18 protein-coding genes are annotated in these 18262 nt (G+C 74.9%); 14 read left to right on the top strand and 4 right to left on the bottom strand.

The window, feature by feature from the left end:
* Positions 1-1113, bottom strand: coding sequence for a glycosyltransferase family protein (locus tag Acit_RS13565; RefSeq protein WP_248106912.1), 1113 nt, complete (start codon positions 1111-1113; stop codon positions 1-3).
* Positions 1110-2024, bottom strand: coding sequence for a sirohydrochlorin chelatase (locus Acit_RS13560; RefSeq protein WP_312709898.1), 915 nt, complete (start codon positions 2022-2024; stop codon positions 1110-1112). Before Acit_RS13560 ends, Acit_RS13565 begins: the two co-directional genes overlap by 4 nt.
* A gap of 146 nt (positions 2025-2170) precedes the next feature.
* On the opposite strand from Acit_RS13560, the gene gmd reads away from it, so the two are divergent.
* From gmd to Acit_RS05935, 9 genes are read left to right on the top strand one after another with little or no spacing between them, the layout of a single operon-like run.
* Entirely contained in the window at positions 2171-3151 is a 981-nt protein-coding gene (gene gmd / locus Acit_RS05975; protein WP_248106910.1) for a GDP-mannose 4,6-dehydratase, read from the top strand.
* 55 nt (positions 3152-3206) lie between these two features.
* Positions 3207-3953, top strand: a complete 747-nt coding sequence (gene ccmA / locus Acit_RS05970; RefSeq protein WP_248106908.1) for a heme ABC exporter ATP-binding protein CcmA — start codon at positions 3207-3209, stop codon at positions 3951-3953.
* Positions 3943-4641 carry a heme exporter protein CcmB gene (locus Acit_RS05965; protein WP_248106906.1) on the top strand — a complete coding sequence of 233 codons (699 nt, stop codon included), beginning with the start codon at positions 3943-3945 and terminating at the stop codon, positions 4639-4641. The genes ccmA and Acit_RS05965 overlap by 11 nt, the downstream gene beginning before the upstream one ends.
* Entirely contained in the window at positions 4638-5621 is a 984-nt protein-coding gene (ccsA, locus tag Acit_RS05960; RefSeq protein ID WP_248106904.1) for a cytochrome c biogenesis protein CcsA, read from the top strand. Before Acit_RS05965 ends, ccsA begins: the two co-directional genes overlap by 4 nt.
* Positions 5618-6175: a cytochrome c maturation protein CcmE gene (locus Acit_RS05955; RefSeq protein WP_248106902.1), complete on the top strand. Its 558-nt coding sequence runs from the start codon at positions 5618-5620 to the stop codon at positions 6173-6175. Before ccsA ends, Acit_RS05955 begins: the two co-directional genes overlap by 4 nt.
* On the top strand, positions 6172-8289 hold the full coding sequence (locus Acit_RS05950) for a heme lyase CcmF/NrfE family subunit (protein ID WP_248106899.1): 2118 nt from the start codon (positions 6172-6174) through the stop codon (positions 8287-8289). The genes Acit_RS05955 and Acit_RS05950 overlap by 4 nt, the downstream gene beginning before the upstream one ends.
* Positions 8286-8894: a TlpA family protein disulfide reductase gene (locus tag Acit_RS05945; protein WP_248106898.1), complete on the top strand. Its 609-nt coding sequence runs from the start codon at positions 8286-8288 to the stop codon at positions 8892-8894. The genes Acit_RS05950 and Acit_RS05945 overlap by 4 nt, the downstream gene beginning before the upstream one ends.
* On the top strand, positions 8891-9469 hold the full coding sequence (locus tag Acit_RS05940) for a cytochrome c-type biogenesis protein (RefSeq protein WP_248106896.1): 579 nt from the start codon (positions 8891-8893) through the stop codon (positions 9467-9469). The genes Acit_RS05945 and Acit_RS05940 overlap by 4 nt, the downstream gene beginning before the upstream one ends.
* Positions 9466-10410: a tetratricopeptide repeat protein gene (locus Acit_RS05935; RefSeq protein WP_248106894.1), complete on the top strand. Its 945-nt coding sequence runs from the start codon at positions 9466-9468 to the stop codon at positions 10408-10410. Before Acit_RS05940 ends, Acit_RS05935 begins: the two co-directional genes overlap by 4 nt.
* 55 nt (positions 10411-10465) lie before the next feature.
* Here Acit_RS05935 and Acit_RS13555 read toward each other — a convergent pair whose 3' ends face one another.
* Positions 10466-11698: a cysteine desulfurase family protein gene (locus Acit_RS13555; RefSeq protein ID WP_248106892.1), complete on the bottom strand. Its 1233-nt coding sequence runs from the start codon at positions 11696-11698 to the stop codon at positions 10466-10468.
* A 117-nt stretch (positions 11699-11815) separates the two neighbouring features.
* Here Acit_RS13555 and Acit_RS13550 point away from each other — a divergent pair, with 117 nt between their 5' ends.
* From Acit_RS13550 to Acit_RS05915, 3 genes are all read left to right on the top strand, one after another.
* Positions 11816-13162, top strand: coding sequence for a hypothetical protein (locus tag Acit_RS13550; protein ID WP_248106890.1), 1347 nt, complete (start codon positions 11816-11818; stop codon positions 13160-13162).
* 68 nt (positions 13163-13230) lie between these two features.
* Entirely contained in the window at positions 13231-14226 is a 996-nt protein-coding gene (locus Acit_RS05920) for an alpha/beta fold hydrolase (protein ID WP_248106888.1), read from the top strand.
* Positions 14213-15181 (top strand): hydroxymethylglutaryl-CoA lyase, encoded by a 969-nt coding sequence (locus Acit_RS05915; RefSeq protein ID WP_248106887.1) that lies wholly within the window; start codon positions 14213-14215, stop codon positions 15179-15181. Before Acit_RS05920 ends, Acit_RS05915 begins: the two co-directional genes overlap by 14 nt.
* Here the strand turns inward: Acit_RS05915 and Acit_RS05910 are convergent.
* On the bottom strand, positions 15178-16107 hold the full coding sequence (locus Acit_RS05910; RefSeq protein ID WP_248106885.1) for a YihY/virulence factor BrkB family protein: 930 nt from the start codon (positions 16105-16107) through the stop codon (positions 15178-15180). The genes Acit_RS05915 and Acit_RS05910 overlap by 4 nt on opposite strands.
* Positions 16108-16146: 39 nt before the next feature.
* Between Acit_RS05910 and Acit_RS05905 the strand changes: the two genes are divergently transcribed.
* Together Acit_RS05905 and Acit_RS05900 are read left to right on the top strand one after the other, a co-directional pair.
* Positions 16147-17298, top strand: a complete 1152-nt coding sequence (locus tag Acit_RS05905; protein ID WP_248106883.1) for a thiolase family protein — start codon at positions 16147-16149, stop codon at positions 17296-17298.
* Complete coding sequence (locus tag Acit_RS05900) at positions 17295-18245, top strand: LLM class flavin-dependent oxidoreductase (protein ID WP_248106881.1); 951 nt, start codon at positions 17295-17297, stop codon at positions 18243-18245. The genes Acit_RS05905 and Acit_RS05900 overlap by 4 nt, the downstream gene beginning before the upstream one ends.
* The last annotated feature ends 17 nt before the right edge of the window (positions 18246-18262 follow it).

Raw genomic sequence — 18262 nt, 5'->3', positions numbered from 1 at the left:
CTAGGGCAGGGGCGACCGGCCGAGGACCCGTCGAAGGAGAGGGTCGAGACGGAGGGGCAGGTCGGTGAGGGCGAAGTGTCGCCGGGCCACCGCCTCGTTCCGATCCGTTCGCCACTTCTGAGGCTCTGCCAGCCACTCGGCAAGGTCGGCGGCGAGGGCGGCGTGGGTCGCGGGGGTCCAGTCGTCGGGGAGGGCCCAGGAGAAGCCGTAGGCGGCGAGCTCGCGGGCGACGGGGAAGGGGCCGAGGGCGAGGGGGCGGCGGGCGAGGGCCGACTCGATGGTGGGGTTGCCGAACCCTTCCCAGAACGAGGGGAGGACGACGGCGTCGGACGCAGCGTAGAGGTCGGCGGGGTCCCAGGGGCCGCCGGGGGGGAGGCCGTGGGTGACGGGGAGGGGCGGGTCGGCGAGGAGGCGGGTGAGCTCGGGGCCGTAGCCGTCCTCGGGGGGGCCGGCGAGCCAGTAGCGGACGGCCCGCCAGCCGGCTCGGTGGAGGAGGGGTTGGCGGGCGAGGTGGGCGCTGAGGGCGAGGCCGCCGGGGACGTTCTTGCGGGGCAGGGCCCGGGTGGGCTGGAGGAGGAGGAGCTCGTCGGGCTCGACGCCGAGGGCGTCGCGGAGGGCCTGCCGGCGGCCTGCGGCGAAGGCCGACGGGTCGAAGGCGTTGCGGAGGAGGGCGGCCTGCAGGCCGCGACGGGCGAGCTGGCGTTGGCTGAGGGCGTTGATGGCGACGTGGACCCAGGCGGGGTCGTCGGGCGGCGGGGGGAGGCGGGCGAAGCGGGGGCGCTGCCAGGGCAGGTCGTGGTGGTGGAGGAGGGCCGGCCGGCCGGCGAGGACCCTGGCGAGCAGCTGGGCGGTGGGGGGGTTGAGGGGGAGGGAGAGGAGGTTCTCGACGACGACGAGGTCGGCGTCGGCGAGCGCGTCGGCCAGCTCGCGGGACGTGGGCGGCTGGTCGGCGTCGATGGCCAGGCCGGGGAGGAGCTGGTCGGCGCAGCCGGTGCCCGCCAGGGTCCGGACCCGCCAGCCGAGCTGGCCGAGGGCCCAGGCCCACTTGGCGGCCTCGACCGAGACCCCGTCGGTCCCCCCGAGGCGGAAGGAGACGAGGACGGCGGTGCTCACGGGTGGTGGTGATGGCGGTGGGTGGCGGCCAGGTGGGACCGGCCGACGCCGAGAGGATGGCCGAGGCGGTCCTCGAGGCCGGGGAAGGGGGCCCGATAGGCGCAGACATCGCAGGTCATGGTGGCGCGGCCGGCGAGGGCTTCCTCGAGGCGGTCCCGGAGGAGGGGGCCGAGGCGGGGGTCGGGACCGAGGTGGCCGGCCGCCCGGACCGGAAGCCCTCGGGCTCGGCTGAAGGCCGCGCAGTCCTGCCAGATGCGTTGGACGAGGAGGCCGGTGGAGAGGAACCAGGCGAGGCAGACGATCTCCCGGGCGCCTTGGGCGACGAGCCGCTCGAGGGCCTCGGTGGTGGTGGGCCAGGTGACCCCGGCGAAGCCGACCTCGACGAGGCGGCTGCGGTTGGCCTCGGCGAGGAGGCGGGCGGCCCGGTAGGCCTCGGCGTTGGCCTCGGGGTCGGAGGTGCCCCGGGCGACGAGGCAGAGGGGCAGGCCGGTGGCCCCGGCCTCGTGGAGCCGGGCGGCAGCCGTGGCGAGGACTGCCAGGTCGGTGCCGAGGGGTCGGGCGGGCAGGAGCTGGACGGTGGGGTGGCGGCGGCGGCCTAGGAGGACGACTGCGGGCACGTCGGACTTCGTGTGGTCGGCGGGGGCCAGCATGAGGGGCAGGACGGCCACCTGGGTGGCCCCGGCGGCTACGAGGTCGTCGAGGGCCTGGTCGGCGGGGGGCTGGCAGAGCTCAAGGAAGCCGGTGGCCACCGGCACCTCGGGGGCGGCAGCGGCGAGGAGACGACCGAAGGCGAGCATCTCCTGCTGGCCTTCGGGGGAGCGGCTGCCGTGGGCCACGAGGAGGACGGCGCTGACTGGATGCGGCTGGCGGGAAGCCGTGGCGGGGTGCCCAGCTCGGACATCGGGGTCCACGGGGTGGGGAGCCTAGTGGGGGGTCGGGGCCGGACCGCTGGTCCGGGGCCCCTCGGGCGGGCCTCTACGCTGGGGCGGGCCGAGGCGGGGAGGCTCGAACGGCGCTGCGGCTCGGTCCGACGGCTCGGAAGGCGAGGTGGCTGGTCATGGCGAAGAGAACGAAGCGGGCACTGATCACGGGGATCACCGGCCAGGACGGGTCGTACCTCGCTGAGCTGCTGCTGGCCGAGGGCTACGACGTCGTGGGGATGGTGCGGCGCTCCTCGACGGTGAACTTCGAGCGGATCGCCCACATCCAGGATCGGCTGACGATCGTGGCCGGGGACCTCTTGGACGAGGCGTCGCTGATCGGGGTGCTGCGGGAGCACCGGCCGAGCGAGGTGTACAACCTGGCGGCGCAGTCCTTCGTGCAGACGTCCTGGGGGCAGCCGGTGCTGACGGGGGAGACGACGGCCTTGGGGGTGACCCGGCTGCTGGACGCCATTCGGATGGTGGACCCCGAGATCCGGTTCTACCAGGCCTCCTCGTCGGAGATGTTCGGCAAGGTCCAGGCGGTGCCCCAGGACGAGACGACCCCGTTCTACCCCCGGAGCCCATATGGGGTGGCGAAGGTGTACGGCCACTGGATCACGGTGAACTACCGGGAGAGCTACGGGCTGCACGCCTCCTCGGGGATCCTGTTCAACCACGAGAGCCCTCGGCGGGGCCTGGAGTTCGTGACGCGGAAGGTGAGCCACGGGGTGGCCCGGATCGCCCACGGCCTGCAGGACAAGCTGGCCCTGGGCAACCTGGACGCCCAGCGGGACTGGGGGTTCGCGGGGGACTACGTGCGGGCGATGTGGCTGATGCTGCAGCGGGACGAGCCGGCGGACTACGTGGTGGCGACCGGGGAGACGCATCCGGTGCGGGAGCTCTGCGAGGTGGCCTTCGGCCGGGTGGGCCTGGACTGGACCGAGCACGTGGTGGTGGACGAGCGGTTCCTGCGGCCGGCCGAGGTCGACCTGCTGGTCGGCAACCCTCGGCGGGCCCAGGAGGAGCTGGGCTGGGAGCGGACGGTGGACTTCGTGGAGCTGGTGGAGATGATGGTGGACGCCGACATGGCCCTGGTGGCCCAGTCCGGTCACTGAGGCCCGTCGGCGCGCTTGGTGCGCCGACGGACGAGCCTCGTAGCATAGGGCCGCCATGCCCCCCGCCCTCTGCCTCCGTGGCGCTGTCGCCCTGGCCGGTCGGTTCCCGGCTCTGGCCGGGGTGGACCTGGTGGCCGAGCCGGGCGAGGTGGTGGTGCTGGCCGGTGCGAACGGTGCCGGGAAGACCAGCGTGCTGCGGGTCCTGGCCGGCCTGTTGCCGCTGAGCGGGGGCGAGGGGCAGGTCCTGGGGGTGGACCTGCGGAGCGACCGCCGACAGGTGCGGCACCTGGTGGGGATGGTGGGGCACGCGGCCGCTCTTTACGACGAGTTGACGGTGGAGGAGAACGTCCGCTTCGCCCTGCGGGCGGCTCGGGGCGACCTGGGGCGGGTCGGCCTGGCGCTGGAGGTGGTCGGGCTCGGGGGTCGGCTGCGACGAACCCCTGCCGGGCGCCTGTCGGCGGGCCAGCGGCGACGGGTGGACCTGGCAGTCCTGGTGGCGAGGCGCCCGGCCCTGTGGCTGTTGGACGAGCCGCACGCCTCCTTGGACCAAGCGGGCCGGGCCTTGGTGGACCGGGTGATCAAGGACGCGGCGGCCGGTGGGGCGACGGTGGTGGTGGCCAGCCACGAGCTCAGCACGGTGGTGCCGATGGCCGACCAGGTGGTGACCCTCGGCGGGGGCCGGGTGCTGGAGGTCTGGCGGCCCGAGGGGTGGGCCGAAGGGGGCGCCGGGGCGACGAGCCAGGGGCAGGACGAGGCGCCGGTGGTGGTGGCCGGGGGCCCAGGAGGCCGGGATGTGGCGTGACGCCTGGCTGGTCGCCGGGAAGGACCTGCGGATCGAGCTGCGCTCCCGGGTGCTGCTGCATCAGGTGCTGCCCTTCGCTGCGCTGGTCCTCTTCCTGTTCGCCTTCGCCCTGGGCCCCGACCACCGGGTCCTCTCCGGGGCGGCGCCTGGCCTGTTCTGGGTGGCAGTGCTCTTCCTCACCGTGCTGGCGGTGCAGCGGAGCGCGGCGATCGAGGCCGGGCCCGGCGCCCGGGACACCCTGCGGCTCTCGGGTCTGGAACCGCCGGGGGTGTTCCTCGGCAAGACCCTGGCGGTCGTCGTGGAGCTGGCGGTCGTGGAGGTCCTGCTTGGTGTGGGGGTGGACCTGCTCTACGGCGCGGGCATCCGGGAGCCCGGGCTGCTGGTGGGGGCCTCGCTGGCGGGGACGGTGGGCCTGGCGGCGGCCGGCACCCTCTACGGGTCGTTGACCCAGAGCGTGCGGGGGCGGGAGACGCTGCTGCCGTTCCTGCTGTTGCCGGTGGCAGTGCCGGTGCTGCTGGCCGGTTCGCACCTCTGGCAGGCAGCCTTGCGGGGCCGGGATGTGTCGAGCGCGTTGTCGGGAGCCCCGGTGGTCGGCAACGGTCCTTGGCTGGCGCTGCTGACGGCGTTCAGCCTGGCCTACCTGGCCCTGGGCGTCGTGGTCTTCGGTCCGATCCAGGAGGCGCCATGAGGAGCATCGTGCAGGAGCGAGGGGCCGGCGAGGGGGCCGGGGTGCGACCGTGGTCCCCTCGGGCCGAGTGGGCGGTGCGGCTGGTCGGCCTGGCGGCGGTGGTGACCACGGGCCTGACGGTTTGGCTGGGCCTGTGGGTGACCCCGCCCTCGCAGGTCATGGGGAACCTGGTGCGGCTGGTGTACGTCCATCCGCCGGTGGCCTGGGTGGCGCTCTACCTGGCCTTCGGCGCGCTGGGCCTGGGGAGCGTGCTGTGGCTCTGGCCCCGGACTCGACACCCCTTCTGGGACCGGCTGGCAGCGGCGGCCGGTGAGGTGGGGGCGGTGTTCACCGCCTTGACCCTGGCCACGGGGTCGATCTGGGGCCGGCCGACCTGGGGAGTGTGGTGGGCCTGGGACGCCCGACTGACCTCGTCGGCCCTGCTGCTGGTGCTGCTCCTCGGCTACTTGGCGCTGCGGCGCGTCCCGGCGGACCCGGACACGCGGGCCCGGCGGTCGGCCATCGCCGCCCTGGTGGCCCTGCTCGACGTCCCGATCGTCTACTTCTCGGTGAGCTGGTGGCACGGCCACCATGCTCTTGGGCTTCGTGGCCTTCACCTTGGTCTTCGCGTGGATGCTGGCCACCGCCCTGCGGATCGAAGCCCTGCGGGCCGAGCTGGAGGCCCACGAGCTGGAGGTGGCGCTGGCCGATCGGCACGCCGAGGCGGCACCGGGGGCCGAGGTGCCAAGCGGCGTCGTGCTCGGGGCGGGCGAGCCGGCGGGCCGGGACGTGCCCGTGCTGCCCGGGGTGCTCCAGGCCCAGGACACGCCGGGGTGGGCAGCGCCGTCGAGCGCCAGGAGGCAGGGATGAGCTACATCGACGCTGGCTACATCGTGGCCCTGGGCGTGCTGGCCGTCTACGGCGTGACGTTGGCCTTCCGGCGGCGACGGCTGGAGCGGGCAGTGGCAGAGCTTCGTCGGCGGCGGGAGGGCGGGGCGTGACCGAGCTGCAGGCCCCGCCGAGCGGAGGCACCCCGTCGGGGGCGTCCGGGCCCGAGGGGAGCCGGGACGGGAACTGGCTGGCTCCGACGCCGCCAGGCAGGGGGGCGGCGCCCCCCCGGGTTCGCCGGCGGGCCAGCTGGCGGCTGTGGGCCGTGGCGGTCGTGCTGGCCGGCGCCGCCGGTTTCCTGCTCTACAAGGGCATCGGCACATCCCTGGACTACTACGTGACGGTGCGCCAAGCCCTGGCCGACAAGACGAAGCTGGCCGGTCGGACGTTCCGGCTGAAGGGGATCGTGCAACCGGGCACGGTCCACCACCAGGGCGACATCGTGGACTTCACGGTGGCCGAGGGCCGGGACCGGATCGCCGTGGAGAACATCGGGGAGCCACCGCAGCTCTTCCAGGTGGGCATCCCGGTGATCGTCCAAGGCACCTTCGTCGGCTCCACGTTCGTCTCGCACGAAGTGATCGTGGACCACACGGGGAACTACCTCCCGTCGCGGGACGGGCCGCTGCCGAAGGGCACGAGCGCCACGGGGGTCGCGCAGCGGTGAACGCGGCCCTGGGCTGGACCGGCGAGCTGCTGGCCCTGGTGGCCGGCGTGGTGGGCATGGGAGTCCTGGCGGTCGGCCTGCTGCGGCACCGGCCCGACCTGATCAAGAGCGGCAAGACCTACGCCTGGCTGATGCTGCTGGGAGCGGTGATTGCCGTGGGGGCCTTGGAGCACGCCCTGCTGACCCACGACTTCCGGATCGCCTACGTGGCGGACAACAACAGCCGGCAGACCCCCCTGCTCTTCTCCATCACGGGGCTCTGGTCGGCGCTGGCCGGCTCGCTCCTGCTGTGGGCTGCTGTCCTGGCGGGGTACGTGGCGGCCATGGCCTGGCGGTTCCGACGGCGGGCAGAGGACGAGCTGGTGGGCTGGGCGACGTTGGTCTCCCTCGGGGTGGCGGTCTTCTTCTTCGCACTGCTGGTCGGGCCGGCCAACCCGTTCGTGCACGTCACCGGCCCGGTGCCCAGCAACGGCCTGGGCCCGAACTCCCTCCTGCAGGACAACGTCCTGGTGGCCGTGCACCCGCCGCTGCTCTACCTCGGGTTCGTCGGCTTCACGGTGCCGTTCTCCTTCGCCGTGGCCTCCTTGATCACGGGCCGGCTCGGCGAGGGGTGGCAGGTCGCCACGCGGCGCTGGACCCTGTTCGCCTGGGGGTGCCTGACCCTGGGGATCCTGCTGGGAGCGTGGTGGTCCTACCAGGTGCTCGGCTGGGGCGGTTTCTGGGGATGGGACCCGGTGGAGAACGCCGCGGTGCTGCCCTGGCTGACGGCCACGGCCTACCTGCACTCGGTGCTGGTCCAGGAGCGCCGGGGCTTGCTGCGGGTCTGGAACCTCTCGCTGGTGATCGCCACGTTCTGCCTGACCATCCTCGGGACGTTCCTGACCCGCTCGGGGGTGGTGGCCTCGGTGCACGCGTTCAGCGACTCGACCATCGGACCCGAGCTGCTGGGTCTCTTCGGAGTGGTGGTGGCCTTGGGGGTCGGGCTGATCGCGTGGCGTGGCGACCGGCTGCGGGCCCCCGGCACCATCGACGCGCCCTTGAGCCGGGAGGGCGCGTTTCTGGTGAACAACCTGCTCTTCGTCCTGCTGGCCTTCGTCATCCTGCTCGGCACCCTCTTCCCTCTGCTCTACGAGGCCTTCAGCGGCCAGCAGGTCACGGTGGGCGCCCCGTTCTTCGCCACCATGACCATGCCGATCGCCATCTGCCTGCTGGTCCTCATGGGGATCGGTCCGGCCCTGCCCTGGCGGAAGGCCACGGCCGGGACGCTGCGGCACCGCTTGCTGCTGCCGGCCTGGTTCGGCGGGGCGGTCGTGCTGGTCCTGGTGGCGGCTGGGGTTCGGGGCCTGGTGCCGCTGCTGGCCTTCGGCCTGGGGGGCATGGCGGCGGCGGCCAACGTCCGGCAGCTCGTCCTGGCGGCCCGGGCGGCCCATCGCCACGGGGTGGGGTGGTGGCGGGGGTTCCTGGGGCGGGCGAACGGCGGGATGGTGGTGCACCTGGGGGTGGTGGTGATCGCCATCGGCCTGACGGCGGCCACGGCCTACGCCCACCGGACCCAGCTGGAGCTGCGGCCGGGACAGTCGGCCACCTTCGACGGCCAGCGGCTCACCTACCTGGGCATGCGGCAGGTCCAGACCCCGGCCCGCAGCGCCACGGAGCTGGACGTGGCGGTGGCGGGCCACGGGGTGCTCAAGCCGGCGGTCTCGTCGTTCGGGAACGACCAGGACCCGGTGGGGACGCCAGCGCTCTCCTCGACCCCGTTCCGGGACGTCTACCTGACGGTGGACGCGCTGCCGACGGCGAAGAACGGTGACCTGGTGGCGAACGGGCCAGTGACCATCGGGGTGACCATCCAGCCCCTGGTGGCCTGGTTGTGGGTGGGGGGCTTCATGCTCGTGGTGGGCTCCGTCCTGGCGCTGCTCCCCGGACGGCGGCGCCGGCCCACCGATCCGACGTCGTTCCAGCCCGGGGCGGGGCCCGGAGGGCGGCGGTTGGTCGCGGAGGAAGCCGAGGCGCCGGACGCCTCGCCGGTCCCAGTGACCAGCCGGGCCGGGCCGTCCGATGACCGGGCAGCTAGTGGGCGGCGGCCCTGGGGACTGGGGTGGCTCGGGCGATGACCACCGAGGTCGCACCCTCCTCGGCGACCGCCGCGCCCCCCGCCCCCGGAGGGGGCCGGCCCCGCCGGCGGCGGACCGCCCGGTGGGTGGCGGGCATCGCCTTGGTGGTCGTGGTGGCGGTCGTGGCGGTGCTGGCCACCCGGCCCTCCTACCAGGCGGAAGAGGCCCTGAGCCCCTTGGTGGGGCACCAGGCGCCGCCGATTTCGACGACCACCGTCACCGGTCAGCGCTTCTCCTTGGCTGCCGAGCGGGGTCGCTGGGTCATCCTGAACTTCTTCGCCAGTTGGTGCGTGCCCTGCCAGGAGGAAGAGCCCGAGCTGGTGGCCTTCGCCTACCAGCACCGCCAGGCCGGCGGCCCGCTGCTGGTCTCGGTGGTCTTCGAGGACACCGACGCGGCCGCAGCCGCCTTCCAGCGGGCCGAGGGTGCCACCTGGCCGACCCTGACGGACCCGGGAACGAAGATCGCCCTCGCCTACGGGGTGACCTCGCCGCCCGAGACGTTCCTGATCTCCCCGACCGGGGTGGTGGCGGCCCACATCTACGGGGCGGTGACCACGAGTTTCCTGGACCGCCAGCTGGCCCGAGCAGAGCGGAGCTTCGGATGACGAGCGCTGCTGGCCTGGCCAGTTCGGAGGTCCCCCGGCGATCCCTGCGGCGGCCCGCGTTCGAGCGGGCTGCCTGGATCGTCCTGGCGGTCGCGGTGGCCGTGGCGCTGGTCGTCGGCTGGCACCGGCCGAGCGGCAGCCCACGGGCCCAGGAGATCGCCACCTTGGAGCGGGATATCAAGTGCCCGAGCTGCGACGACCTTTCGGTGGCCGTGTCCACCGCGCCGACGGCCATCGCCGTCCGGCACACCATCGTGCGGCGGATCGACGAGGGACAGACGCCGACGGAAGTCGAGCAGTACCTGATCAGCCGCTACGGCACGGCGATCTTGCTGGATCCGCCGACGAGCGGGCCGACCCTGCTGGTCTGGGTCCTACCGGGGCTGGCCGGGGTGGTCGCGGCGGGCGCGCTCGGCGGCTTCCTCTGGCGGCGCAGTCGGGCGGCGGCCGTGGCGGTGGAGGCCGACGACGAGGCCCTGGTGCGTGCGGCCCTGGCGGCCATGGCTGGTGCTGCGGGGAACGGCAGGACCCACGGGTCGCCAGAGACCGGCCGGCCGGTGGAGCCCGGGCCGTGAGCCGGACCGAGGTGGCCCTGGGGAACACCGGGGAGGGGGACCGGCAGGCCCTCGAAGAGGAGCGGGCTTTCCTGCTGCGCTCCCTGACTGACCTCGAGCGGGAGCGGGAGGCCGGGGACATCGAGCCGGCCGACTACGAGGCCCTCCGGGCCCGTTACACGGCCCGGGCTGCCGAGGTGCTGCGACTCCTGGAGGGCCGAACCGAGGCCGGGACCGCCCCGAGCCAGGCCCCTGGCGCGCCGAGCGCTGACGGGCCGACCCCGAGGGACGAACCCGCTCGGGGCGAGGAGCCGGCGGCCGGGTCGGCCGAGGGGGGTTCCTCGCGGCGGCGGTGGCGGTGGCGGCGGCGACGCTGGTTCGTCGTCGGGGCCTTGGCCTGCTTCGCCGCGGCCGCCGTGGTCCTGGTGAGCTCGGACCTGGGCGTCGGACTGCCCGGGCAACCGGTGACCGGGTCCATCACCCTCACGAAGGGCCAGCATGTCCAGCGCCTGCTGGACCAGGCCGAGGAGGCCCTGCTGGAGGGGCAGCCAGCGACCGCCCTGGCCGCCTACCGTGCGGTGCTGCAGCTGGAGCCCACCGAGGAGGAGGCCCTCTCGGAGGCCGGGTGGCTGGAGTACGCCGCGGGGGTGCGGGCACGTCGACCTGCGCTGGTCTCGGCGGGGCAGAGCGAGGAGGCCAAGGCGGTGGCCGAGGATCCAAGCGACCCTGGACCGCGGCTCTTCCTGGGCTCCATGCTGGCCCAGGACGGCAGCCTGTCCCAGGCGGCCAGCCAGTTCGACGCGGCGCTGGCCGACCACGCCTCCACCGACACCCTGGCCGCGTTCGCCAGCACCATCGAAAAGGTGGACGGCCAGCTCCACCTGCCGGTCCCGGCGGCGGTGCGGAAGGCCGAGGCGGTGGCCCAGGCGAGCGGCCTCGGGCCCTCGACGACCGGGCGCTGACCCGGTCAGGGGGACCCCGCAGGAGGGGGCCTCGTGCCCTCGAGGGTCGCTCGGTTCAGCGCCCAGGCCCCGGGCCGTCGGGGTCGGCCAGCGCGGCGCGGAGCGCTCGGAGGCGGGCGAGGGCGGGGCCGAACGCCCGGGTGAAGGCCGCCACCTCGTCCTGGGTGGTGGACCAGCCGACCGAGAGTCGCAGGGAACGGTCGGCGTCGACGCCGATCGCCGCGAGGACCGGGGAGGGTGCCAGGGCCTCGGACGCGCACGAGGAGCCGGAGTGGCAGGCCACCCCGGCCTGGTCCAGGGCCAAGAGGACCGGTTCGGCCTCGACCCCTTCGAGCCCCAGGCAGAGGAGGTGGGGGGCCCGCTGGTCGGGGTCGGGCTCGCCGAGCACCTGGACGCCGGGCACGGCCAGGGCAGCCGCCTGGAGGGTGGCGACGAGGGTCCGCTGCCGAGTGGCCTCGTCCTGCTGAGCCCGCCGGTCACCGAGGGCAGCGACGGCCGCGCCGAGGCCGACCGCACCGAGGAGGTTCTCCAGGCCGGCCCGCCGGGCCCGCTCCTGGTCGCCGCCGAGCAACAGCGGGGGGAGCCGGAGGCCCCGGCGGAGGACCAGGCAGCCGATCCCCGGCGGACCGCCGAGCTTGTGACCGCTCACCGAGAGCAGGTCCGCCCCGAGCTCTTCGAAGGCGACCGGCAGGTGCCCAGCAGCGGCCGCCGCGTCGACGTGGAGCAGGACGCCGGCGCGCCGACAGACCTGGGCGATCTCGGCCACCGGCTGGAGGGTGCCGAGCTCGTGGTTGACCAGCTGGCAGTGGACCAGGGCAGCAGCCGGCTGCCCGCCGTCGGCTCCGGCTCGCCCCAGGGCCTCGGCCACCGCCTCCGGCGCGACCCGCCCACGGCGGTCGACCGGCAGGGCCACGGTGGGGGCCGCCCGGGCGCTGGCTCGCTGCACCGCGCTGTGCTCGACCGGTGCCAGGAGGATCGGTCGGCCTGGGGCCCGGGTGATCGCCCCGTGGACGGCGCTGTGGATGGCCTCGGTGGCCGAGGAGGTGAAGACGACCTGCCGGCTGCCGACCCCTAGCCAGGCCGCGACCTGGCTCCGGGCCTGTTCGAGGAGGTCCCGGGCCGTTCGGCCCTCGACGTGGAGGCGCCCTGGGTCCCCGAGCTGGCCCGCCAGGTCGAGCAGGTCGCGAAGCGCCGCGATTGCCTCGGGGCGAAGGGGCGCGGTCGACGCGTGGTCGAGGTAGGCCCGGGAAGGGGAGGAAGCCGGCGGGGCCGGGGTCCGGGGGTCCACGGGGCGAGAATAGGATCCCGCCCCTGGTACGGCAGCCAGCGGCCAGGAGGGCCAGCGGCCAGGAGGGCCAGCGGCCAGGAGGGCCAGCGGCCAGGAGGGCCAGTGCCAGGAGGGAGAGTGGCGGACGCAGGCCGGGAGGCGCAGCAGGGAGGGGTTCGACAGCCGCTGGCCCTGGTCGCCGCCGGCCCCTACGAGCAGCCCCGGTCGGCGGCCCTGGTTCGCGCGGTGCTGACCTGGCCGGTGCTGGCCCTCGGGGCGCTCGGCCTCGGGGTCGCGCTGGTGCTGGTGCTGGTCGACGGGCCTTGGGCGCTGCTGCGGGGCCGGGGCAGCGTGTCGGCCGGCTGGCTCCGGCGGGCCGCGTTGGCCTGCTGGGCCGGGGCCGGCGCCTACGCCTTCGGGTTGACGCCCTGGCCGACCGTTCGGGCTGAGGGCACCAACGTGGCCCTGGGCCTGGCGGAGCAGCGGGCGGATCGTCGGGCGGTCCTGCGGTTCCCGGGTGGGCTGGTGGCGCTGGTCCTCGGCGCGTTGCTCTGGCTCGGTTCGTGGCCGTTCGCCGTGCTGGGCTGGCTCTGGTTGGGCCTTCGAGGCCGGCTCCCGGGCCCACTCCACGTCGCCTTGGCCTGCGCCTTGCGGATCCAGGTCCGGGCGGCGGCGGTCGCAGCCGTGGCCCCGGTGGCATGGCCGAGGGGCGTGCTCGGGGACCGGCCCGGCGAGGCGACGCGGCGCTTCGGCTTCGCCGAGCCTTGGCCCGACGCGGTGGTCTACGCCGGCGTGCGGGTCGTCTGGGGCTACGACGCCACCCGCCTCGTCTGTGGCTGCTGGCCCCGGCCGGGCACCAAGCGGAGGGCGGAGCTCTGGCCGCTGGAACGCCAGAGGGAGGCCTGGGCGCGTTTCCGGCGCTGGGCTCCCGACGGGGTGCCGGCGGAGCTGCTCGGGGTGGTGCCCGCTCCTCCGCGCCCGGCCTGGCAGGACGGGGTGGCGTCCCGGCTGGTGGTGGTGGCCGCCGTCTTCGCGCTGCTGGGGGTCGGCGGCGGGGTCGCTGCCGCCCAGCAGGCGGCAGCGGCTGGCCAGGAGGCGGCTGCCAGCCGGGCCGGCAGCCAGCTGGCCCAGGCCTACGCCGAGCTGGACCGGGCGGTGGGCACCTACGAGACCGAGACGGTGGCCTGCCGAGGGGCGAGCCAGCCGCTGCCCTGCGTGACGGCGGCGGACCGGACGGCGGTGGCTGCCTTCGCGGCGTTCGCCCACCGGGTCAGCCTCCTCGCGGTCCCCGCCGGTGCCGCCGCCGATCGCCGGGCGTTGGTGGCCGACGCCGTGCTGGCCCAGCGAGCCTTTGGTCGTCTGGCTGTCGCCCGGTCGGTCGGCGCCTACGAGCGGACGGTTGCGGCGGCCGATCTGGGGCGGGTCGTGGCCCAGGTGGAGTCGGCCGTGACCCGCTTGGAAGCCCAACTGGCCAGCACCGCCTGACCAGGCGGGAGGGTCGGCTCGGGTCCGGCTGCTCGAGGCCGCGGGGCGGGTCCCGGTAGGGTGCAGCCGTGGGGGTCGACGCAGGCTGGACCGACGAGGGGGCCTGGGCGGAAGCGAGCCGGCTGCGACCGGCGGTCCTGGTCGAACCGTACCGGCTCACCGACGGCACGCAGCTGGCCCTGCATCGGTGGCCCGTGCCGGCGACGCCGGTCGAACCCAGCGTTCTCCTGGTCCACGGGTTGGCCTCGAATGCCCGGCTCTGGGACGCCGTGGCGGCCTGCCTCGTGGCTGCCGGGCACCCGGTGGTCGCCGTGGACCTCCGGGGGCACGGTCGGTCGGCGAAGCCCGCAACCGGCTACGGCACCGACCAGGTGGCCGGGGACCTCGCCGAGGTCCTCGCGTCCCTGGCCAGGACCGACCCCGACCACTTCGACCGTCCGGTCGTGGCCGGCCAGTCCTGGGGCGGCAACGTCGTGGTCGAACTGGCCGTCCAGCACCCCGAACTGCTCCGGGGGGTGGTGGGGGTGGACGGTGGGGTGATCGACCTGCAGGCCCGCTTTCCCGACGCCGACGCCTGCTTCGCCGCCCTGGCCCCGCCGCCGCTGGCTGGTCGGCGGCTCGAGGAGGTGGAGGCAGCCCTGCGGCGTTTCCACCCGGGGTGGCCCGAAGGGGCGCTGCAGGCCGCCCTGGACAACCTGGAGGTGCGGGACGACGGCACCGTGGCTCCCCGGTTGCCGCGAGATCGGCACATGGCGATCCTGGCAGGGCTCTGGGCCCACCGTCCGCTCGAGCGGATCCGGGTGCTCACGGTGCCGCTTTTGCTCCTGATGGCCGACGACGGTCAAGGATCGGCCTGGTCGGCGGACAAGCGGGCGACGGTGGCCCAGGTCGTGGCGGCGCACCCGGGGGTGCTGGTCCGCTGGTTCGAGCCCGCCGACCACGACGTCCACGCCCAGCACCCCGGCGCGGTGGCCGGCGCGCTCGGTGACTTCGCCCGCCAGGTTGCTGACCAGCGCCCGACGGCCGAGGAGCGAGTGGAGGCGCCCGAGGATGCCCGGCGCTGACCCTGGCGGGACCACCCGACTGCCCAGGGATCCCAGCCGTTTCGCCGAGCCGCTGCCGGGGCTGCCCGAGGCGGTGACGGTGTACGAGGTCGGGCTGCGAGACGGCTTGCAGGACGAGCCGGGGGTGGTCCCGACCCCGCTGAAGGTGGCCCTCGCCCGGCGGTTGATCGCCGCTGGGCTGGCGGCCGTGGAGGTCACGAGCTTCGTCCGCCCGGACCGGGTCCCGCAGCTGGCCGATGCCGAAGCGGTGCTGACCGAGCTGGCCGACGAGGCGGGGGTTCGGCTGCCGGTGCTGGTCCCCAACCCCCGGGGCCTCGAGCGGGCCCTGCGTGCCGGGGCCCGGGAGGTGGCGGTCTTCTTGAGCGCCACCGAAACCTTCTCGCAGCGGAACCTCGGCTGCGACCGGGCCACGGCCCTGGCCCGAGCCAGCGAGGTGGCTGAGGGGGCCCGCCGGGCCGGGGTGGCCGTGCGGGGGTACGTGTCGATGTGCTTCGGCGACCCCTGGGAGGGGTCGGTGGACCGGGCCGCGGTGGTAGAGACCGTCCAGGCGCTGCTGGCGGTGGGGTGCCGAGAGGTCAGCCTGGGGGACACCATTGGGGTGGCCACCCCGGGCCAGGTCCGAGGCCTGGTCGAGGCCCTCGGGGAGGCTGGGGTGGTGGTGGAGCGCCTGGCCCTGCACTGCCACGACACCTACGGGCAGGCCCTGGCGAACGTGCTGGCCGGGCTGCTGGCCGGGGTGCGGACGGTGGACAGCGCCATCGGCGGCCTGGGTGGCTGTCCCTTCGCCGAGGGCGCGGCCGGCAACCTGGCGACCGAGGAGCTGGTGTGGATGCTCGAGGGCCTGGGCATCCGCACCGGGGTGGACCTCGGGGCCCTCGTGGCCACCAACCACTGGCTACGCGGTCAGCTGGGCCGACCGCTTCGCTCCAGGGTTGCCCAGGCCCTCGGGGGTTAGCGCGGGGTCCGAGCCGGCTGGCCGAGGGCCGGCGAGGGACGCCGGTCGGGGGCCGAGCGTTCGAGGACGGTGTCGAGCTCGGCCCCGAAGAGGACCGCCGTGGCGGTGAGGAAGAGCCAGAGGGCCAGGATGGCGACCCCGGCGAAGGCCCCGTAGGTGCGGCTCTCGTGCCCGAAGTGGTCGAGGTAGAAGGCAAAGCCAGCCGACGCGGCGAGCCAGAAGGTCGCGGCGAGGGCGGATCCCGGGGTGACCCAGCGCCAACGCAGACGCTCCCGGTGGGGGCCGAGAGCGTAGAAGGTGGAGAACAGCAGGAGCAGGCAGGCCAGGGCCCCGGCGAAGCGGAGCAGGTCGAAGAGACCGGCGGCGGCCGGACGCGCCAGGGGCACGGAGGCAGGCAGGAGGCGGCGGATGGGGTCGCCGAGGACCAGCAGGCCGGTGGCTGCCCCACCGAGGACCACGGTCGCGCCGAGCAGGGGGAGGGCCCAGAGACGACGGCCGACGAAACCCCGGTCGCGGCGCACCTCGCAGGCCACGTCGAGGCCGACCTGCAATGAAGCCATGGCCTCCACGGCGCTCCAGAGGGCCACGAGCACCCCGGCGGCCAGCTCGATGCCGTCGGTGCTCTTGGCGCTCGGGGCGGTCAGGGCCTGATCGACGACCTGGGCGACCTGGGCCGGCAGGAGGACCTGGGCGTCGTGGACGGCTCGTTGGAGCGCCCCCGGGGGCAAGCCGACCAGCCGGGCCGCGCCGATGGCAGCCAAAGCTGCGGGGAAGACCGCCAGGAAGAGATGGAAGGCCAGGCTGGCGGCGTTCTGGGTGATGCGGTCCTGGGCAGCGGCCCGGATCGTGGCGAGGAGCACGTGGCCGGCGCGCCTGGCCCGGTCGGGCACCCGCTGGGCGAGGCCGGCCGGGCCGGGGCGGTCCACGGCCGGACGCTAGCAGGCCGTCGCTAGGCTTTTGCGGCGATGCGCGACGACAACGAGGCGGTGATCGTCGGCGCGCTACGGACCCCGATCGGCAAGCGGGGCGGCGCGCTGGCCCAGGTGCGACCCGACGACCTCGCGGCGTTCTTGCTGCAGGGCCTCTGCCAACGAACCGGCATCGAACCGGGGTGGGTCGACGACGTGATCATGGGGTGCGCCACCCCGGTGGGCGAGCAGGGCTGGAACATCGGGCGTCAGGCCGTCCTCCTCGCGGGCTTCCCGGTCGAGGTGCCGGCGGTGACGGTCAACCGCATGTGCGCCTCGAGCGACCAGGCGGTCCGGTACGCGGCGCAGGCGATCCGCTGCGGGGACGCCGACGTGGTCATCGCGGCCGGCGTGGAGAGCATGAGCCGGGTCCCCATGACCTCCGACGGGGTCAGCTTCAGCCCGAGGATGCCCTACCGGCTCATCATGCAGGGGCTCTCGGCCCAGCTCGTCGCCGAGCGTTTCGGGATCTCCCGGGTCGAGATGGACGAGTTCGCCCTCGCGAGCCACCGGCGTGCCGTGGCGGCGCAGCGAGCCGGGGCCTTCGACCGCGAGCTTTTGCCCGTCTCCTTGACGGGGGAGGACGGCGTGGTGGCCAAGCTCGAGGCCGACGAGGGGCCCCGCCCCGGGACCTCGCTCGCCGCCATCGCCGCACTGCCTCCGGCGTTCCAGCAGGACGGCTGGGTGACGGCCGGGAACAGCAGTCAGATGAGCGACGGGGCAGCGGGCCTGGTCCTCGCCTCGCGCCGGTTCGCCGAGGAGCGGGGCCTGCGTCCGCGGGCCCGGGTGCTGGCCTCGGTGACCGTGGGGTCGGACCCGGTGTTGCAGCTGGCCGGGGTGATCGATGCGAGCCGCAAGGCGTTGGACCGAGCCGGGCTTTCCCTGGCGGCAGTGGACCATGTGGAGGTGAACGAGGCCTTCGCCTCGGTGGCCCTGGCCTGGCTCCGGGCCTTCGACCAGCCGGCGGAGCGGATCAACCCGCGTGGGGGGGCCATCGCCCTGGGCCATCCCCTCGGCGCGACCGGTGCCCGGCTGCTGGTGAGCGCCCTCCACGCCCTGGAGGACAGCGGCGGTCGGGTGGCCCTCACCACCATGTGCATCGGGCACGGCATGGCGAACGCCACGGTGCTGGAGCGGCTCGAGGGGTGAGCGAGAGCGCTGCGGGCCGCCCGGGCCGGGGGGTCCGGGTCGGGGTATCGCTGGTCCCCGACCCCCTGGACCCCCTCGGCATGGACCTGACGTGCCTGCCGGGCCTGGCCCGGCGGGCCGAGGCCCTGGGCTTCGACCGGGTGGCGGTCAGCGACCACCTGCTCTTCCACGTGCCGACCCCCGAGCCGCTGGTCTGCCTGGCTGCCATGGCCGAGGCGACGACGCGGGTCCGGCTGGCCACGGCCGTGCTCCTCCTCCCGCTTCGGCACCCCCTGCAGGTCGCCCAGGCGGTGGCGTCCGTGGACCAGCTCTCGGCCGGCCGGGTCGAGCTCGGCGTGGGGGTCGGCGGCGAGTGGCCGGCCGACTACCACGCCCTCGGGGTCGATCCCCGGCGGCGGGGCCGGCGAGCCGACGAGGCCCTGGCGATCCTCCGTGCCCTGTGGGCCGGCGGCCTGGTGGACGCCCCCGGTCCGGAGTTCCCCCTCGCCGGGGTCCTGCTGCCACTGCTCCCGAAGCAGCGCCCAGGGCCGCCGATCGTGGTGGGCGGTCGCTCGGAAGCGGCCCTGCGACGAGCCGCCCGCTTCGGGGAGCGCTGGGACGGGATCTTCCTCAGCCCACCCCAGTTCGCCGCCCGCCGGGCCCGGCTCGAGGAGCTGGCCAGCGCCGAGGGCCGGGTGGTGAGCAGCGGCCTGGTGGCCTGGGCAGCGGTCGGGGAGCCGGCGGCCGCCCGGCAGGCCCTGGCCGCCCGGTTGCAGGCCTTCTACCGGCTGCCTTTCGAGCGCTTCGAGCGCTCGAGCCTGTTCGGTCCTCCCGAGGCGCTGGCCGAGCAGCTGGCGGCCTTCGTCGAGGCTGGCGCCACCGACCTGACTCTCATCGTGCCCGCCAGCGACCCTCGGCATCTGGAGGCCCTGGCGCCGGTGGTCGAGGCCCTGGATCCCGTGGCCTGAGTCCCCTCGGCCCGGGC

The organism is Aciditerrimonas ferrireducens (assembly GCF_023130475.1).
Taxonomy (GTDB): Bacteria; Actinomycetota; Acidimicrobiia; order Acidimicrobiales; family UBA8190; genus Aciditerrimonas; species Aciditerrimonas ferrireducens.
Note: the sequence above shows the minus strand (reverse complement) of the source record. Positions and strands in the feature narration are given on the sequence as shown.

What these genes read in the sequence shown, in the direction of transcription:
- gmd (WP_248106910.1), top strand. Translation starts at nt 2,171, where the DNA reads ATGGCGAAGAGAACGAAGCGGGCACTGATCACGGGGATCACCGGCCAG.
- ccmA (WP_248106908.1), top strand. Translation starts at nt 3,207, where the DNA reads ATGCCCCCCGCCCTCTGCCTCCGTGGCGCTGTCGCCCTGGCCGGTCGG.
- Acit_RS05965 (WP_248106906.1), top strand. Translation starts at nt 3,943, where the DNA reads ATGTGGCGTGACGCCTGGCTGGTCGCCGGGAAGGACCTGCGGATCGAG.
- ccsA (WP_248106904.1), top strand. Translation starts at nt 4,638, where the DNA reads ATGAGGAGCATCGTGCAGGAGCGAGGGGCCGGCGAGGGGGCCGGGGTG.
- Acit_RS05945 (WP_248106898.1), top strand. Translation starts at nt 8,286, where the DNA reads ATGACCACCGAGGTCGCACCCTCCTCGGCGACCGCCGCGCCCCCCGCC.
- Acit_RS05940 (WP_248106896.1), top strand. Translation starts at nt 8,891, where the DNA reads ATGACGAGCGCTGCTGGCCTGGCCAGTTCGGAGGTCCCCCGGCGATCC.
- Acit_RS05915 (WP_248106887.1), top strand. Translation starts at nt 14,213, where the DNA reads ATGCCCGGCGCTGACCCTGGCGGGACCACCCGACTGCCCAGGGATCCC.
- Acit_RS05905 (WP_248106883.1), top strand. Translation starts at nt 16,147, where the DNA reads ATGCGCGACGACAACGAGGCGGTGATCGTCGGCGCGCTACGGACCCCG.